Here is a 16,893-nt window from a genome sequence, read left to right as displayed (position 1 = left end):
CAGTTCTGAATTTTCTCTGAATTAGCGCTACTTCGTCGGGATAGCGCTAATTTTTTGTCCGATTGCTGTGAAAACGGTGAATTGCCTTTCACAACTGGATACGGGTTGCGTTATAGTAACCGTCTAATTTTGTTGTTGAATTGGTGCCGTTTTGCAAGCTACAAGCCGTGAATTTATTTGGCCGGTTGTTGTGTACTATGAAGATACCGACGCTGGTGGGGTGGTGTATCACTCCAACTATCTGAAATTCTTCGAGCGTGCCCGCACAGAGATGCTGCGTTCGGTAGGCGTTTCACAACAACTTCTTTTGGAACAAAGCATTGGCTTTGTTGTCCGACACATGGATATCGACTTCCTTCAGGGAGCGCGATTGGACGATCATCTGAACGTCAACACCACCATTTCTGAGCTCAAAAAGGCCTCGATCACATTCTGTCAGGAGATCGTCAATCCTGAGGGGCATATATTGTGCCGGGCAATGGTTAAGGTAGCATGTATCGATAATAAGAAAATGAGGCCCATTGCTATGCCTCAATCAATTGTTATGGAGTTAACACAGAGTGACCGCTGAAATTTCAATCCTTGACCTCTTTTTACAGGCTAGTTTGCTGGTCAAACTGGTCATGCTCATTTTGTTGGGGATGTCGATCGCTTCCTGGGCAATGATCATCAAGCGCAGCAAAGTGCTTTCTCGTGCAGAAAAAGACACCGAAGCGTTTGAAGACAAGTTCTGGTCTGGCAACGATCTGTCCGTGCTGTATCAAAGTGTGAAGAAAAACAAAGACGAACTGACCGGATCAGAAGAAATCTTCTACTCCGGTTTTACCGAGTTTGCGCGTCTGAGAAAATCCAACGCCTCATCTCCGGAGTTCATTATGGAAGGCACTGGCCGTGCGATGCGCGTGGCGGTGGCTCGTGAGGTGGATGATCTTGAAACCAGCTTGCCATTTTTGGCGACCGTGGGTTCGATCAGCCCTTACATTGGTCTATTTGGTACCGTTTGGGGGATCATGCACGCCTTTATCGCGCTGGGTGAAGTCAAGCAAGCAACGTTGGCCATGGTGGCACCGGGTATCGCAGAAGCACTGGTTGCGACCGCGATGGGCCTGTTTGCTGCCATTCCGGCCGTTATGGCTTACAACCGCCTGAGCAATAAAGTGAGTAAGCTAGAGCACAACTACGCGACTTTCTCAGAAGAGTTCCACAGCATTCTTCACCGCCAGGCGATGGCCAACAAGGAATAAGCGATGGCGGGCTACCAAAGAAAAAAACGCAAGATGACCGCAGAGATTAACGTCGTACCCTATATCGACGTTATGCTGGTGCTGCTGATCATCTTTATGGTGACGTCGCCCTTTATTACTCAGGGTGTCGATGTCGAGTTGCCTAAAACCTCGACCGCAAAACCAGCCAGCGAAATGGCCGGGGACAGCGACGCGAGCTTCATCATCGTTGAAATTGATAAACAAGGTCAGCTTGGTGTCAGTGTCAACGATGAAGACATGGTGCGCGGCCTGTCACTGCAGGACGTGATCGTCCGTGTTAAAGCGGAGCTGTCACTCAAACCGGACTCTCCGGTAGCGGTGGGGGGCGATGCGCAAACTCCGTACGCTGAAGTTGTTTTGGTGTTGGATGAATTAAGCCGAGCAGGCATACCGAAAGTCGGCCTGTTAACGGATATCAAGGAATAAGTTCCGTAAAGCAGATGAAAAACCACAAATCCAAAAGAAATGAGTATGGCAAACCGGTCGCAATATCGATCGGTCTGCATGCCTTGCTGGTGGCGGCTCTGCTGTTTGGCACGGACTTTACGATGAATAAGCCACAGCAAAGTGGCCAGATGGTTCAGGCGGTTGTCATTGACCCGTCGGCCGTGCAAAAACAGGCTCAGCAAATTCGCAGTCAGCGTGAAGCTGCGGCGAAGAAAGAGCAGGAGCGTCTGGACAAACTCAAACGCGAAAGCGAGCAACTGGAGAAAAACCGCAAAGCCGAAGAAGAGCGCATTCGTAAGCTGAAAGAGCAGCAGGCGAAAGACGCACAAGCAGCCCGGGAGGCAGAAAAACAGCGCGCGCAGAAAGAGCAGGAGCGCAAAGCCGAAGAAGAACGGGTTCGCAAGGAACGTGAGCGGGCTGCTAAGCTTGAAGCGGAACGCAAAGAAAAAGAAGCGGCGATTCAAAAAGCTGAGCAAGAACGTTTAGCGCGTGAGAAAGCAGCGAAGGAAGCCGAAGAGAAAGCGCGTAAACAGCGTGAAGCGGCGGAAAAGGCCGAAAAAGAACGTCTGGCGAAAGAAAAAGCCGCCAAAGAGGCCGCAGAAAAAGCGCGCAAAGAGAAAGAACGCTTGGAACGTATTGAGCGTGAACGTAAAGAACAGGAAGCGGCTCTGAACGATATTTTTGCAGGCCTGGAAGATGAATCCGCGCAGAATCAGGCCGCGAAAGGTCAGCATATGGCGAGTGAAGTGGCGCGATTCTCGTCGATTTACACTCAGTTGATTCAAAGTCGAATCATCAAGGACGACTACCTGTTGGGAAAGTCGTGCCGGGTTAATATTAAGCTGGTTCCGACTGGCAGTGACGCAGTGGTCAGCAGTGTGTCTGTACTGGGTGGTGACTCACGACTGTGTAACGCGGCAAAAAGTGCGATCAGTCAGGTCGGTAACTTCCCGATGTCCAAAGATCCAGATGTGATCAAACAACTGCGTAATATTAACTTAACCGTTGATTTTTAAATAAAGGATGACCAACGTGATCAAACGATTATTACTAGGGTTAACGTTACTGATGTGTACCGTTGCCAACTCAGCGAATGCCGCGCTCGAGTTGGTGATTACCGAAGGGGTCGATTCAGCACGACCAATCGCGATCGTACCTTTTAAGTGGGAAGGCGCGAGTAAACTGCCGCAGGATGTCTCAGCGATCATCGCCTCTGACCTGCAACGCAGTGGTAAATTTAGCCCTGTGGCGACCAGTAAAATGCCAGAGACGCCATACAGTGACACCGAAGTGAATTACCCGTCTTGGACGTCTCTGGGAGTGGATTCACTGCTCACAGGGTCGATCACGCAAGATGCCAATGGTAACTACGTGATCAGCTATCAGTTAGTCGATGTGGTCCGTGGTCAATTGACGAAAGGCCAGAGCCAGGCATTGAGTGATGACGGCCAGCTCGTTGCTGCTCAGGACCACGTTTTGTTTAATAAGCGTGCCACCGTGCCAGCCAACCGCCTGCGTGAATACGCTCACCGAATCTCAGATCTGGTCTACGAGCAGCTGACAGGTGAGCGTGGTGCATTTTTGACTCGTATTGCTTACGTGGTCGTGAACGACAAAGACACGTATCCGTACCAACTGCGTGTGGCTGACTACGATGGTTACAACGAGCGACTGGTATTGCGTTCGAAACAGCCTCTGATGTCACCAGCCTGGTCTCCGGATGGCAAAAAGCTCGCGTACGTCAGTTTCCAGAATGGCCGTGCAGAAATCTACGTGATGGATATCTACTCAGGTGAACGTGAGAAGATGACGTCATACCCGCGTCATAACGGTGCGCCAAGATTCTCACCAGATGGTAGCAAGCTGGCATTGGTATTGTCTAAAACCGGCAGCCTGCAAGTGTACATTCTCGATTTGAACAGCAAGAAACTGACTCAGGTGACTTCAGGTCGTGCTAACAACACCGAACCATACTGGGCGCCGGATGGTCAGTCATTGATCTTCACGTCAGACCGTGGTGGACGTCCACAGATCTATCAGGTCAACCTGGCTGACAATTCAACCAAACGTGTCACCTGGCAGGGGATGCAGAATCAGGGCGGACAAATCACTCCGGATGGCCGCTTCCTGGTGATGGTTCACCGCAGCAACTCAGGTTTTAACCTGGCAAAACAAGATTTAGAGACCGGCGCAGTGCAAGTTTTGACGCAAACAAAACTGGATGAGTCGCCAAGTATCGCTCCGAACGGCGGTATGGTTATCTACAGCTCTATCTATAACGACACAAACGTTCTGTCGATGGTGTCGATTGATGGGCGATTTAAGGCTAGACTACCGGCAACTAACGGGCGTGTAAGAGCGCCGGCGTGGTCACCGTTTTTATAGCAAGTAAATACAAAAAAGTAAGGAAAAAACAAAATGCAACTTAACAAAGTTCTTAAAGGGCTGCTGATTGCGCTACCAGTACTTGCAGTGACTGCATGTAGTTCAAGTGATGAAGCGGCTAACGCTTCAGGCTCTGAAACTAACCAGTCTACGTCAGGTTCTGCTAACGGTGTTGATACTACAGTGGTATCGCCAATCGATGGCAACGGTCAACTGACTGAGCAAGAGCTGAAAGAGCAAGCGCTACGTGAGAACCAAACTATTTACTTTGCATTCGATAACTCAACGATCGCTGGCGATTACGAAGATATGCTGGCTGCACACGCGGCATACCTGGTGAAGAACCCTTCAGTGAACGTCACTATCGAAGGTCACGCAGACGAACGTGGTACTCCTGAGTACAACATCGCACTGGGTGAGCGTCGTGCACAGGCAGTCGCGAAATACCTGGAAGCTCTGGGTGTAATGCCAAGCCAAATGTCTATCGTCAGCTACGGTGAAGAAAAGCCACTTCTTCTGTCTCACTCAGAAGAAGCGTACGCTAAGAACCGCCGCGCTGTTCTGGTTTACTAATCGAGGAAATGCCTCATGTTCAGTAACTTAAAGCGAATTACCGCGCTTACGTTACTGGCAAGTGCAGCGAACCTGGCGTTCGCTGCACCAGCCCCAGTATCTGATCTATCAAACTCCTCATCTTCATCTCGCGCGTCTGCGTCAGCCAGCGGCAACGAGACGGATGTCGCACGCCTGGAGCGCATGCTACAAAGTCGTAACCGCCTGCAGATTCAGATGCAGCAGCAAATTGACGAGCTGTCACACGAAGTCAGCAGCCTGCGTGGTCAACTTGAAAAGAACAACCATGACATGCAGCAGATGTTGCAACGTCAGCGTGAGCTGTTTGTCGAACTGGATAAACTGCGTAGCGAGATGAATTCCGCGCCTAAAGCCGCAACGAGCGGCAAAGCGGCGTCTGCCAAGTCGGCCGGTGGTACGTTTAGTACTAACGCCAGCGAGCAGGCCGCGTATCAGGATGCGGTTGATATGATCCTGAAAAAGCGTGATTACACCGGTGCCATTGCGGCATTCCAAAAATTCCAGAAAGATTATCCGGATTCGTCCTTTACCGCGAACTCGCATTACTGGCTGGGTCAGCTTTATTTTGCCAAAAAGCAGGATAGAGACGCCGCCAAGAGCTTCGCTGCCGTACTGACGTACGAAGAGTCCAACAAACGTGCAGATGCATTAGTGAAGCTGGGTGATATTGCCGAGCGCAACAACAATGATGCACAGGCACAAAAGTTCTATAAGCAAGTGGTCGACGAGTATCCGACCAGCGCTTCTGCTGAGCTTGCCAAGCAAAAGCTCAAATAGAAACCAGATGCGTATGAGAAGAGGCTGCCCGTCAGCCTCTTTTGCTATTCTTTGATCCACAGCTGTTAACAGGTGTACAATACGCGGATTATTGGAAGTTGCGTAGGCAAGAGCAATGAGCCACATATTAGATAAAATAGATACCGTATACCCGTTTCCACCCAAGCCAGTTCCACTGACTGAAGCACAAAAACAAGTCCACATTGACAACATTAAGACGCTGCTTAAGCAAAAAGACGCGGTCTTAATTGCCCACTATTACACTGACCCTGAAATTCAGGCTCTGGCGGAAGAAACCGGCGGCTTTGTCGGTGATTCGCTGGAAATGGCCAAATTTGGCAACCGCCATCCAGCGTCTACGCTGATCATTGCTGGCGTGCGCTTTATGGGGGAATCAGCCAAGATCCTGACACCAGAGAAACGAATTCTGATGCCCACACTGGAAGCTGAATGTTCGTTGGATCTGGGCTGTCCTGCGGATAAGTTCACCGAATTCTGTGACGCGCACCCGGACCACACCGTGGTGGTGTACGCCAACACGTCGGCTGCAGTGAAAGCGCGAGCAGACTGGGTGGTGACCTCCAGTATTGCACTTGAGATCGTGGAACACCTGGATGCGGAAGACAAACCCATCATCTGGGGCCCGGATCGCCACTTAGGTTCGTACATTGCCAATAAAACGGGCGCAGACATGCTGCTGTGGCAAGGTGAGTGCGTAGTGCATGATGAATTTTCTGCCGACGCTCTGCGTAAAATGAAATCCCTGTACCCAAATGCCGCGATACTGGTTCACCCGGAGTCACCAGCCAGCGTCGTGGAATTGGCCGACGCTGTCGGCTCGACCAGTCAGTTGATCAAAGCGGCCAAAGCATTACCGCAACAACAGATGATTGTGGCCACCGACAAAGGCATCTTCTTCAAAATGCAACAACTGGTGCCGGAAAAAGAGCTGATTGAAGCACCAACGGCCGGCGCTGGCGCGACATGCCGCAGTTGTGCGCATTGTCCTTGGATGGCCATGAACGGGCTGAGCGCAATTGAAAGCGCGTTGCGCGATGGCGGCAAGGAACATGAAATCTTCGTTGATGAAGAGGTGCGTGTGAAATCGCTTATCCCTCTTAATCGCATGCTGGACTTTGCAGAGCAACTGAATATGCAAGTCAAGGGCAATGCTTAACGGATTGATAAGGTGCACAGAATTAGAACCAGCCCGTAGCGGCTGGTTTTTTTGTGCCTGATACTTACCCCATGTTACACATCGTGGACGTCACACAGGAATATCAATGTCAATCTGGTTAACGTTCAAACAATGGGTCAATGCGCGACTGTTCGACATCAGCAATCGCAACCTGTTGTTGTTTCTGATCGCGTATTTAGTCTTATCGTGGCTGTTGCTCCGTTTGGCGGGCGAGCAGGCGCTGACGGACGACCCGGCAACGTTTGTCTACTACCTGATGGTGACGGCCTCGACCGTCGGTTATGGTGATTACTCGCCGCAGTCGGATGCGGGCAAATGGGTGGTGTTGCTGTTTGTAATACCGGCCGGGCTGAGTTTGTTTGCAGCTTTGCTGGGTCGTATTGCCAGCGAGGCGGTGGAGTATTGGAGAGCAGGAATTCTGGGGAAACGTAAAATGAATCTGAGCAATCATATCTTGTTATTGGGCTGGAATGGCCAGCGCACCATACACATGATCAGAATGCTGCAACATGAAGAAACCGGTAAGCGTCCGATTGTATTGTGCAGCCGCAGTGACATCGAAAATCCGTTGCCCGGGGAAATCGGTTTTGTGCGTGTCAACAGTTACACCGATGCAAAAGAAATGGAAAACGCCAGTATTGATCAGGCCAGTTGCATCATCGTTGATAACTTGGAAGACGACGTGACGCTCTCAGCAGCGCTCTACTGCGCCAACCGTAATCCTAACGCGCATTTGCTGGCGTATTTTAAAGATGAAGCGCTCAGCGAGCTTCTGAGCCAACACTGCCCGAATGCCGAGTGTATTCCGGCGGTTGGCGCTGAAATGCTGGCGAAAGCGGCGGTGGATCCGGGCTCCAGCAAGTTGCACCAGGAGCTGCTGGCCTCAACGCGAGGCATGACACAATATTCTACCGTCTACCCCAAACACAGTGACGCCATCAGTGTTGAGCGGGTGTTTACCTTCATCAAAGCGCGCCACAAAGCGACACTCATTGCCATCGACAGCGGGCGAGGTATTCAACTGAACCCGGAGCTGGATACCGTGATCAATCCAGGCGATCGGGTGTTTTACATCGCCGATGAACGCATTGATGACTTTGACTGGCATGCGGTGGAAAAATAAAAAAAACCTGGCAATAGCCAGGTTATTTTGCCGTAACGTCAATGCTTACTGATCGGCAGCCAGCATTGCGCCGCGCATAGCCAAACCACTTAGCATCGTTGGCATCGCATTGTAAATCTCTTCAAACTGCTCTAAGCCCTCAATGCCTTGTTCAGCCAGAGTGGCAATAGAGGTTTCCGGATCGTAGAGCATGCTCAAAGACAGCAGAACGCCGCCCAGTAGCGCGTTGTCTTCGCTGTCTTCCGGCATGATGGTTTCCCAATCGTCGCGTGACAGTTGCCAGCCTTGCAGAACACCTTCACAAAAATCACGCGTGGCTTCGTTGACGATCTCTTCTTCGTCTAACTGACAAAGCTCTGGCCAGCTCCAGCCGTTGTTGAGCAGAGCGGGGCGATAGCCATTCCACAGGGCAATTACCGCCTCAATGTAGCACTCCAGTTGTTCGCCATCAGAAAAGGGCGCCACTTCTTCACCGCCCCAAAGGAACGGCAGCCATTCGTGCGGAGAAAGTTCATGAGGAGCAGCCGCCATCGCGGTAACGAAACCGTGTGTTTTTGCTTCATTGAGCAACTTGCCCTGCAGCTCTGGCAGCGCGAGGAGTTCTTGTAGAGTCAATGTAATTACCACTGTGATGAATTCAACAGGCGTCATAGTAGCAGTCATAGAATTAGATAAAAAGACTTGATGCCTTACAGCATTCGCTATAGCTTTTAGATAGAAGGAGATAATCAATCACTTATGGAAATTCGTTCCTCGCTTAAGCGAAAGAGCATCTTTGCTCTCGCCGTCTATCTCTGCTTTATTATCGCCACTATCGGGACGGTCAGTTACCTCGTGGTTGAACCGCCGCTCCGCTTCACACTGGAGCAAAACCTCGATTCCCGAACCGAATTGCTTGCCGCTCAGGTTGTGGAACCGCTCAACAGCTCAATGGGCATATTACAAAGTATCGTCAGCATCGGTCAAAGCGGTCAGGATGCGCAGGGTCAAGACAAAGCATTACGATCGCTATTTTCTGTGATTAATGGTGTGACGGTGAGTGGCGGGCTGTGGCCCAAACCTTATTCGGTACGTCCGGATACCGCCTACGCCAGTTTGTTTTATAACCGTACCGAGCAGGGGCACGTCGATCGGGTTTATTCCTGGAACAACCCTCAGTCCGGTGGTTACGATCGCGAAACCTGGTACATTACGTCTGCAAGCGCGCAGCCCGGAAGCATCGCTTGGTCGCGAGTCTACATTGACCCTTATACCCACATTCAGATGCTTACTGCCTCTTCACCGTATTTCGTCAATGGCGCATTTGCCGGTGTGGCCACGGTGGACTTGTCACTCAACAGCCTGATTGATTTTGTCAGTCGCATGGCCGAAGACCACCAACTCGGTGTGTTTTTGCGTGACGCGTATGGCGATGCGATCACTGAACATAACTTCCGAATAGCGAAAGGCGTGTACATCAGTGAATTGTCCTTCGGGGACTTTCGCTGGCAGATGGATGTGGTGAACGCCCAGCGGCGGATCAACGATGAAGTTTATCAGTTGGTATCGCAGGTCGAGTTTGCCTTGCTGCCGATTTTGTTGCTGTGCGTTATGCTGGGCTACTATCTGTTGAATCGCTATCTACTCAAACCGATTGTATTGATTGCTCAGGAAGTCGACGCCTCCCGCGAAGGGGGGATCATCGATATGGATTATCGCAGTCAGGATGAAATTCGCCATCTGATCGACAGCTTTAACCAGAAGACGGTCTATCTGGAAGCCGAGAAAGTCAAAGCGCAGGCATCGACCAAAGCAAAAAGCGCCTTTCTGGCCACCTTGTCTCATGAGATTCGCACCCCGATGAACGGCGTGCTGGGTACTGCGCAGATCTTGCTGAAAAGCGATCTGACGGATGAGCAGCGTAAATACATGAAATCACTCTATGAATCTGGCGATCATATGATGACGTTGCTCAACGAAATCCTCGATTTCTCCAAAATAGAGCAGGGGCACCTGGAACTGGAACACGCCCCATTCCCGCTCGACTCGATCATCGGCAGTATTAACAGCGTCTACCACACGCTGTGTTTTGAGAAAGGCTTGCAGTTTAAGGTGTTCTCGGAAGTAGAGCCGGGGCGTTGGTATCTGTCTGACAAGGCACGTATTCGTCAAGTATTGTTTAACTTGCTCAACAATGCGGTCAAATTCACCTCTTTAGGCTTTGTCGAGGTGTACCTCAAAGAAGTCGAGATGAACGACAAAACCTATTTATCGGTGAAAGTGCGAGATACCGGGATCGGGATCGCTAAAGAAGCGCAGCGGCGGATATTCAAACCTTTCGAGCAGGCCGAGTCTTCAACCACCCGCCGCTTTGGGGGCACCGGATTGGGATTGGCGATCGTCAAGCAAATCTGTGAGCTGATGGACGGAGATGTTACTGTGGTCAGCGAGGAGGGTATTGGCAGCAACTTTGACGTTCTGATTGCCGTTGAGCCATGTGAACCGGGCACTGTGGAGGTCGAGACGCACAGCAAGCTGGACTACACCGGTTTGCGTTGTTTGATTGTCGAGGATAACCGCACCAACACCATCATTATGGAAACGTTCATGCGTTCCAAAGGGTTTATTTGTGACTGTGTGGAAAACGGCGAGCGCGCGGTGCGCCAGTTACTGGATAAACACTACGACTTGATCCTGATGGACAACCATATGCCGGTTATGGACGGCGTGGAGGCGATTAAAGCCATTCGTCAGTTGCAAAACCGCAAAGCCAGAACGTTGATCTTTGGTTGCACGGCGGATGTGTTTAAAGAAACCCAGCAGCGGATGATGAACGCGGGCGCCAACCATATTGTTGCCAAACCCATCGACGAAAACGAACTGGATGACGCTCTGTATCGCTACTCGCCGCTACTGTATCAGTTTGTCAGTGAAGCGACTTCTCAACAGCCCTCAGTGGTGATTCACGAAGAAAGCCTGGTGGCCCTCTATGTGGACATTGAAAACCATAAATACCAAGATGCGCGCCTGCGTTTAAACAAAATAAAGCAGGTGCTGGGCGTGCAACTGACACAACCAGCGGCAGATGTCATCGAGCGAGTAGGAGAAGCCCTGGATAATCAATCCAGTCCCTTAGCCGAAGATCTCGATTTACTCGCCGTCTTGCTCTCTGATTTCTGTAACTAAATAACGTTTTTCTATCCTTTCAACAAAAATTCGATCACTAGAATCCTTTGTTAGTGATTAAAGCTAGTTTTTGTACGTAAATTGGTAATTTATTTACCACTTATGTTAAAAAACGGAATCTATATCTTTAAAGACTATGTTCTAATAGTTTCATGAACTGCTTTTTTGCTTAAGTTATGGTTTATGGTTTTGCACTTTGTGCTTTTTTATAGATATTTATTCTGGAAATGAATATGAAAGCTAGAGGTCCGTTTTGTATTCGTCACGCCGCTGCTGACACCTTTGCAATGGTTGTGTTTTGTTTCATCTCAGGGATGATGATTGAGATTTTTGTATCGGGCATGACGTTTGAACAGTCGTTGGCGTCAAGAACGCTGTCGATCCCGGTCAATATTGCCATTGCTTGGCCGTATGGACTGTTCCGTGACTACGTACTGCGCCAGGGGCGTCGCCTCTCAGACACGCGGCTGAGTAAAAACGTTTCGGATTTGCTGGCTTACGTGTTGTTCCAGTCTCCAGTATATACTGCCATTTTGTGGACAGTTGGCGCGTCAGGCGACCAGATCATGACCGCCGTAGCCAGTAATGCCGTTGTGTCGTGTGGAATGGGCGTACTGTACGGCTATTTCCTGGACCTGTGCCGCAAATGGTTTCGGGTACCGGGTTACTATCAACAAGCATAAATCGAGCAAATATAGCCCGGTTTAGCTAATTAGTGACCAAACGATCCCATTCAGCGCTTTTTTTTGCTATTTACCCTTGACCAACACCAATGGAATCATTAAATTAGCGCCTCGTTGGCTAACGCAGTCAACGCAACAATTCGGTGAGTTGTCCGAGTGGCTGAAGGAGCACGCCTGGAAAGTGTGTATACGGCAACGTATCGAGAGTTCGAATCTCTCACTCACCGCCACATTCAAAACCCCAGCAGAAATGCTGGGGTTTTTTCGTTTTCCAGCAATCGTAGATCTTATTGCTTCGATAACACGAATATTCTCTATCAAAAGAGTTAATTTTCACATGCACTTAGTGAGTGAGCTTATCTCTTTTAATAACACTTTTTAGTTAGGTACTGGTCACAATATTCCATCAATTTCTCATACTTTATCGTTTTATATTTGTGAACCGTATATCATCAGTTGACGAAAAACAAAGTGATTGGCTATGTCTTTAATGCCTTCTTTTTACGATAAAAATGCAGTTTCTCTGGCGAAATACTATGACTCGGTAGAGTTTGAATCCGTTCACCATTCTTGTCGTACCTATTGGCCTCGTTCAGGTAGTTTTGTTTTAGATGTAGGGGCAGGAACGGGACGCGACGCAAGGTGGTTCCATAAACAAGGTTGTTCGGTCGTTGCTGTTGAGCCTTCAAGTGGGATGCGTCAACTTGGTATTGAGAACAGTGCTAAAGAAATTAATTGGATCAACGACTCTTTGCCGGATTTGACCAGTGTTGTCAGGTTAGAAAACCTTTATGACTTTATTTTGCTCTCTGGTGTTTGGATGCATCTTCCGACATCTAACCGTGCTGCGGCCTTTAAGACTTTATCGGATTTACTCTCTGACAATGGGATTTTGGTTATTACGTTGCGTCATGGTTCGTTTCATGATGAACGAGAACACTTTGATGTGTCGGTATCAGAGCTAGAGAATTTATGTTTGTCGTCATGCCTTTCTATATGTCAGGTTACTGAACAAACAGACATGCTTAAAAGACACGATATTACTTGGAAAACCGTAGTATTGAAGAAGATTGCTTAGAACTAAGAGGAATATATGTCGCTTGAGTACTACTTAGAGAAACTTCGCAATCTGAATATGAATCGAAGGGGTAGCAGAAAGAGTCCACATAAAGTTTGTATGCTTCTGGCCGTGATGGATCTCATTAAGATCGGGGTCATTGCTTCAAATCGGATCAAGCTCGATCAAGTGCTTAAGGACCAATTTACTGTACATTTTAATAACCTTTCAGAAGGAAAGGATAAAAATACACCAGAGAACCCATATTTCCATTTGAAGAGTGAAGGCTTTTGGCACCTCGTATACGAAGAAAATTTTGATGCTTTTAATACCAACCGATATTCGGCCAAAGCGATTTCTTACGCTTATCTAGATGACGAGCTATTTCATTTTATGAAAAGCTCTATTGTATCAAATGAACTTAAAGATGCCTTGGTGTCGAACCTATCGGATTTAGCTGCGTTATACTTTCAGTGGCTGATCGATATCGGCAAGAAAGAAAAAACAGCTGAGAACTATTCTAAGGCTGTGAGATTCTCAATTTCAAAATGGCTGAAAGACGCTGGAGAAATCCGAGAGCCTATCACCGACATAGGATCTTATCGTCAATTTCTGCAAGTGGAAGAAAAAGCCAGGCAGTTAGATACATTCAAGCGTCATGATAGCAAAGGTAATGGAATGTATAGTGCCGCGTTATCGAGTTACCACAAATTTCTTGTCGATCTGGCACAAGTTGATGTGAATGCAGATATCAGACAAGTCATGTCTGACGATAATCTAACGGATACAGAAAAGAAGATATTAGTAAGCACGAGAATAGGGCAAGGGATTTTTAGAACACAATTGATTCAATTGTGGAGAAAATGTGCGGTGACTGGCTATAAAAATACTCAGATCCTGATCGCGTCGCACATCAAACCATGGAGAGCTTCCAGTAACGAAGAACGTTTGGATAAGTATAATGGTTTGTTGTTGTTGGCAAATCTGGATAAAGCATTCGATCTTGGCTTCATTTCGTTTGATGAGCATGGTCGGGTTATGATCGCCAGTGATTTAGAAAATCCAGAGATAATTGGTGTCAGCGAGGGCATGTCATTTGAAATAAGAAATGAGCATAAAAAGTATCTTGCCTACCACAGAGCTGAATTATTCAAAGGCCTATGACATTCAACCGCTCTTGCTTTCCTTAACTCCCCCCTAACCCCAAAGGAGCAATTCAGCTCCTTTGGTCTGTGGCCTCTTCACCCACCAATCAGTACCGTTGGCAAGCCCATAACGATCGTGCCGCCGTGGGCGGTAAGATCGCCCATGCGTGCGGCGGGTTTGTTGTTGATCAGCACCGTGGCGCTGCCTTTGACTACGCTGTCTGGTGGGCCGACGCATACGCACATTTGACCCATGGTGGCCGCGGGTAGGTTGCCAATCAATACCGTGGTGGGCAGGGGCAATAACGGGCCACCGACGTGCGGAATGGGCACGGGTGCCGGGGTTTGCATTGGGCACATATGCATGTCGGTGGCACGGGCTGCGGGTAACATAAAAACTCCTAGTTTTCGCCGTTTCCGCCAGCGGCGATGTTCAGGCCGATGTCGATAAAGTCGCGGTAGCGCTGTTTGGCGTGTTCACCGTCGGGTAAGACGGCGCTGAGGTTGATACTGCCGGCCACTGCTTGCGCGTAAAGGTAAGGCGGGGGCGGCACTATGGGATCATCGGGCTTGGTCATGCTGCCGCCACTCCAGAATGCCGATTGCGCGGCCCAGCCAGCGCCGGACTCCAGCCCGGCCAGATCGGCCATTTGTTCGGCGTGACGACGGCTGGTCTCGTCCGGGGTATGTACCCAGGCTTTCGCCGCGCGAACGGCATTGGCTTCGTGTTCATTCCAGTCACTGCGCGTAGCTGCGCAGCAGGCGGCCCACCATACGGCTTCCCTGACCGGCATGGCGTGGGCGAGAAATGTGACTGCGTCCGCAAACATTTCCTGCTCCATCGCGGCGTTAATCACCTCTGTGGGGGAGCACTCATCGGCGGCCAACTGACTAAACTGCGCATTTGGCGAATAAAACTCAATGATGTCCCTAGCGTGTTGATATGGAATTTTGCGTAAAGTCATTAGTTTACCTTTGCTATCGCTCCCTGAATCTGCACCATGGCGCCAGCTTTAACCTGCGTCATAGCGCTGCCGTTTACCGTCACGAGTGCGGCTTTTACATCGGCTTTTCCTTGTCCTTCGATGTTGACCATTGCCGCCTTCATTTCGGCTTTTGCTTGTCCATTAATCGCCACCTGAGGTGCGTCAATCTTGATGCCACTGGCGCTGATCTCAATTTTGCTGGCGCCGACTTTGAGCTCAATTTTGCTTTTTCCGCTCAGCGATATCGTACTGCCGTCGACGGTGACCGACGATTTGGCCGATAACGCCATGTTGGATGCCGCCGACAGGTTGAGATCTTTGCCGCTGTCTCCGGTCCAGTCTTCCTTACTTTTGGCAGTGAGGGTTTTATCTCCCTCAACCTGAATGGCTTCTTTGGCATTCAGGGTCACCGTTTTGTCGACTTGTGTGCGTTTCGCTCCTTTGATCGTAGTCTGATTATCGTTGTTAACCTCAATCAGCAGATCTTTTTCCGCATGGAGAAAGATATGTTCTTTGTCTTTCTGATCCTCGAAGCGCAGTTCATTGCCTTGTTTGCTGCTGCCTTTCGGGGTCGAACGGGTTTTCAGGCCGCTTTGCGAAGCTGCGCTATAAGGCGCTGCGTTTTTGGTGTTGTAGAGCGAGCCCGTAACCACCGGGCGATCGGGATCGCCGTCGATGTACTGCACCAATACTTCGTCGCCGATACGCGGCGTGAACTGAGCGCCAAACCCTTTGCTGGCCAGCCCTTGTGATACAGGCAGCCAGCAGGAGCTGTTTTCGTCACGCTTACCGTCTTTGTCCCAGTGGAACTGGACTTTGATTCGTCCGGCTTTATCGCGGTAGATTTCCTCACCGCTGGGGCCGGTCACGGAGGCAGTATGGACACTGTGCACTTTGGGCTTATCCTGAACCTGAGGGCGATAGGTGACTGAAGCCGGAATGCAATGGAACTGGTTACGATACACCGGCGATGTACCACCTTCGTCGGTGGAAACGTGATGAGTCAGCCGGGTAACAACGTACTCCTGATTCATCGAACTGAGCGGGTGTTGATTGAGACGGAAGGTAAAGCCACAGGCCAACGCTGCAATACTGGAACTGGCTTTGGAGACCGATTTGACCGCATCCAGTGCGTCCATCTGGCGTTTGGCGGCATCACGTGCTTCGTTTTTGTTGTCGAGCCCCAGACCAAACCAGTTTTGCGCCAGCGCCGATGGGGAGCTGTCAAACGCGCTTTTACGCTCGCCGCTTTCAAACACTTCTGCCAGTGCCTGAGTGTGGTCCGCCAACGACACTTTGGCGCTGCCCATGTGCGTGGCGTGGCTCCAGTTGCTGAGTGCCCGATGTGCAGCCTGGCTACCGTCCTGGTAGTACAGTTTGGGTTCAGGTATTGGTTCAAATCTTTGGTTAGAGTCGGCGATCACCACCGACGGCTTACCCGAATCATGACGGACATGAAAATGCCAGCCCTCGCTGGCGAGCAGGCGCCGGATAAACTGCTGATCCGTTTCATCCAGTTGGACGCAATAGTCATGTTTTTTGCCACCGCCGGATACCGAAAACGAAAAATAGTTTTTAAAGTCGCTATCGCCAAGTAACGTATCCAGAATCTGTTTGGTGGTCATATTCTGGAAGATCTTTCGGTTACGTCGATAGGCCAGTAACGCCAGAGGATCGGCGGCTTCAATCTGATAGAAATAGAGTTGTTTTTCCTGACTGAAACCGGTGAATTCAATCGAGATACACAAACCAGACAAGGTTCGGGTTTCAAACAACTGTTCAAGTGAGATTGACACACTCTTACCGAGGTTGCTTTCGTTGATTTCTGCGTTTGAGGCCACAGACAATGAAAAACGGCAACCTTCAGAAACTGCTTCTTCTCCCGTTAAATGGGTGACAACGTATTTCTTATTGTCCGCGAGTTTCGCCGTCAGCGGGCGACTTTTGGCTAGCAATTCACTGCTGGTCATAATTTCTCATTTCCTGTAAGCAAAATGTGGTTTTTTGCTTAAATAAAAAACACATCAACATAAAAGTAAACGCGTTGATAAACACTTAGATCAATAAG

17 protein-coding genes and 1 tRNA gene are annotated in these 16,893 nt (G+C 49.5%); 14 read left to right on the top strand and 4 right to left on the bottom strand.

What is annotated here, in order from left to right; all coding sequences use genetic code 11:
- Positions 1-151: 151 nt before the first annotated feature.
- The 9 genes from ybgC to CAG64_RS16060 all read left to right on the top strand — a co-directional run bounded on the left by ybgC (position 152) and on the right by CAG64_RS16060 (position 7,789).
- A complete protein-coding gene (gene ybgC, locus CAG64_RS16100; RefSeq protein ID WP_021703734.1) occupies positions 152-571 on the top strand; it encodes a tol-pal system-associated acyl-CoA thioesterase in 420 nt (139 codons plus the stop codon).
- Positions 561-1,244, top strand: a complete 684-nt coding sequence (tolQ, locus tag CAG64_RS16095; protein WP_021703733.1) for a protein TolQ — start codon at positions 561-563, stop codon at positions 1,242-1,244. The genes ybgC and tolQ overlap by 11 nt, the downstream gene beginning before the upstream one ends.
- A gap of 3 nt (positions 1,245-1,247) precedes the next feature.
- Positions 1,248-1,691 carry a protein TolR gene (tolR, locus tag CAG64_RS16090; RefSeq protein ID WP_021703732.1) on the top strand — a complete coding sequence of 148 codons (444 nt, stop codon included), beginning with the start codon at positions 1,248-1,250 and terminating at the stop codon, positions 1,689-1,691.
- Positions 1,692-1,705: 14 nt separating this feature from the next.
- Complete coding sequence (gene tolA, locus CAG64_RS16085) at positions 1,706-2,728, top strand: cell envelope integrity protein TolA (protein WP_161454229.1); 1,023 nt, start codon at positions 1,706-1,708, stop codon at positions 2,726-2,728.
- A 16-nt stretch (positions 2,729-2,744) separates the two neighbouring features.
- Positions 2,745-4,097, top strand: a complete 1,353-nt coding sequence (gene tolB, locus CAG64_RS16080) for a Tol-Pal system beta propeller repeat protein TolB (RefSeq protein WP_161457228.1) — start codon at positions 2,745-2,747, stop codon at positions 4,095-4,097.
- Positions 4,098-4,130: 33 nt separating this feature from the next.
- Positions 4,131-4,670: a peptidoglycan-associated lipoprotein Pal gene (gene pal, locus CAG64_RS16075; protein ID WP_021703729.1), complete on the top strand. Its 540-nt coding sequence runs from the start codon at positions 4,131-4,133 to the stop codon at positions 4,668-4,670.
- A 15-nt stretch (positions 4,671-4,685) separates the two neighbouring features.
- A complete protein-coding gene (gene ybgF / locus CAG64_RS16070; RefSeq protein ID WP_161457229.1) occupies positions 4,686-5,468 on the top strand; it encodes a tol-pal system protein YbgF in 783 nt (260 codons plus the stop codon).
- A gap of 115 nt (positions 5,469-5,583) precedes the next feature.
- A complete protein-coding gene (gene nadA, locus CAG64_RS16065; RefSeq protein ID WP_021703727.1) occupies positions 5,584-6,645 on the top strand; it encodes a quinolinate synthase NadA in 1,062 nt (353 codons plus the stop codon).
- A gap of 106 nt (positions 6,646-6,751) precedes the next feature.
- Positions 6,752-7,789: a potassium channel protein gene (locus CAG64_RS16060; RefSeq protein WP_021703726.1), complete on the top strand. Its 1,038-nt coding sequence runs from the start codon at positions 6,752-6,754 to the stop codon at positions 7,787-7,789.
- Between the two features lie 45 nt (positions 7,790-7,834).
- Here CAG64_RS16060 and CAG64_RS16055 read toward each other — a convergent pair whose 3' ends face one another.
- Positions 7,835-8,404, bottom strand: coding sequence for a UPF0149 family protein (locus CAG64_RS16055; RefSeq protein WP_161454234.1), 570 nt, complete (start codon positions 8,402-8,404; stop codon positions 7,835-7,837).
- Positions 8,405-8,527: 123 nt separating this feature from the next.
- Between CAG64_RS16055 and CAG64_RS16050 the strand changes: the two genes are divergently transcribed.
- The 5 genes from CAG64_RS16050 (at position 8,528) to CAG64_RS16030 (ending at position 13,858) form a co-directional block, all read left to right on the top strand.
- Positions 8,528-10,954: a hybrid sensor histidine kinase/response regulator gene (locus tag CAG64_RS16050; RefSeq protein WP_021703724.1), complete on the top strand. Its 2,427-nt coding sequence runs from the start codon at positions 8,528-8,530 to the stop codon at positions 10,952-10,954.
- 233 nt (positions 10,955-11,187) lie between these two features.
- Positions 11,188-11,637 carry an L-alanine exporter AlaE gene (locus CAG64_RS16045; protein ID WP_161447566.1) on the top strand — a complete coding sequence of 150 codons (450 nt, stop codon included), beginning with the start codon at positions 11,188-11,190 and terminating at the stop codon, positions 11,635-11,637.
- Between the two features lie 142 nt (positions 11,638-11,779).
- Positions 11,780-11,867, top strand: a tRNA-Ser gene (locus tag CAG64_RS16040).
- 251 nt (positions 11,868-12,118) lie between these two features.
- Entirely contained in the window at positions 12,119-12,715 is a 597-nt protein-coding gene (locus CAG64_RS16035; RefSeq protein ID WP_161447564.1) for a class I SAM-dependent methyltransferase, read from the top strand.
- Between the two features lie 15 nt (positions 12,716-12,730).
- Positions 12,731-13,858 (top strand): HNH endonuclease, encoded by a 1,128-nt coding sequence (locus tag CAG64_RS16030; RefSeq protein WP_021703721.1) that lies wholly within the window; start codon positions 12,731-12,733, stop codon positions 13,856-13,858.
- Between the two features lie 77 nt (positions 13,859-13,935).
- On the opposite strand, the gene CAG64_RS16025 is transcribed toward CAG64_RS16030, so the two are convergent.
- From CAG64_RS16025 to CAG64_RS16015, 3 genes are read right to left on the bottom strand one after another with little or no spacing between them, the layout of a single operon-like run.
- Positions 13,936-14,232 (bottom strand): PAAR domain-containing protein, encoded by a 297-nt coding sequence (locus CAG64_RS16025; protein WP_021703720.1) that lies wholly within the window; start codon positions 14,230-14,232, stop codon positions 13,936-13,938.
- A gap of 8 nt (positions 14,233-14,240) precedes the next feature.
- On the bottom strand, positions 14,241-14,804 hold the full coding sequence (locus CAG64_RS16020; protein WP_161447563.1) for a DUF6931 family protein: 564 nt from the start codon (positions 14,802-14,804) through the stop codon (positions 14,241-14,243).
- On the bottom strand, positions 14,804-16,795 hold the full coding sequence (locus CAG64_RS16015; RefSeq protein ID WP_161457358.1) for a type VI secretion system Vgr family protein: 1,992 nt from the start codon (positions 16,793-16,795) through the stop codon (positions 14,804-14,806). The genes CAG64_RS16020 and CAG64_RS16015 overlap by 1 nt, the downstream gene beginning before the upstream one ends.
- Positions 16,796-16,893: the final 98 nt, after the last annotated feature.

This window comes from Vibrio sp. V38_P2S17PM301, assembly GCF_009904845.1.
Taxonomy (GTDB): Bacteria; Pseudomonadota; Gammaproteobacteria; order Enterobacterales; family Vibrionaceae; genus Vibrio; species Vibrio proteolyticus.
Note: the sequence above shows the minus strand (reverse complement) of the source record. Positions and strands in the feature narration are given on the sequence as shown.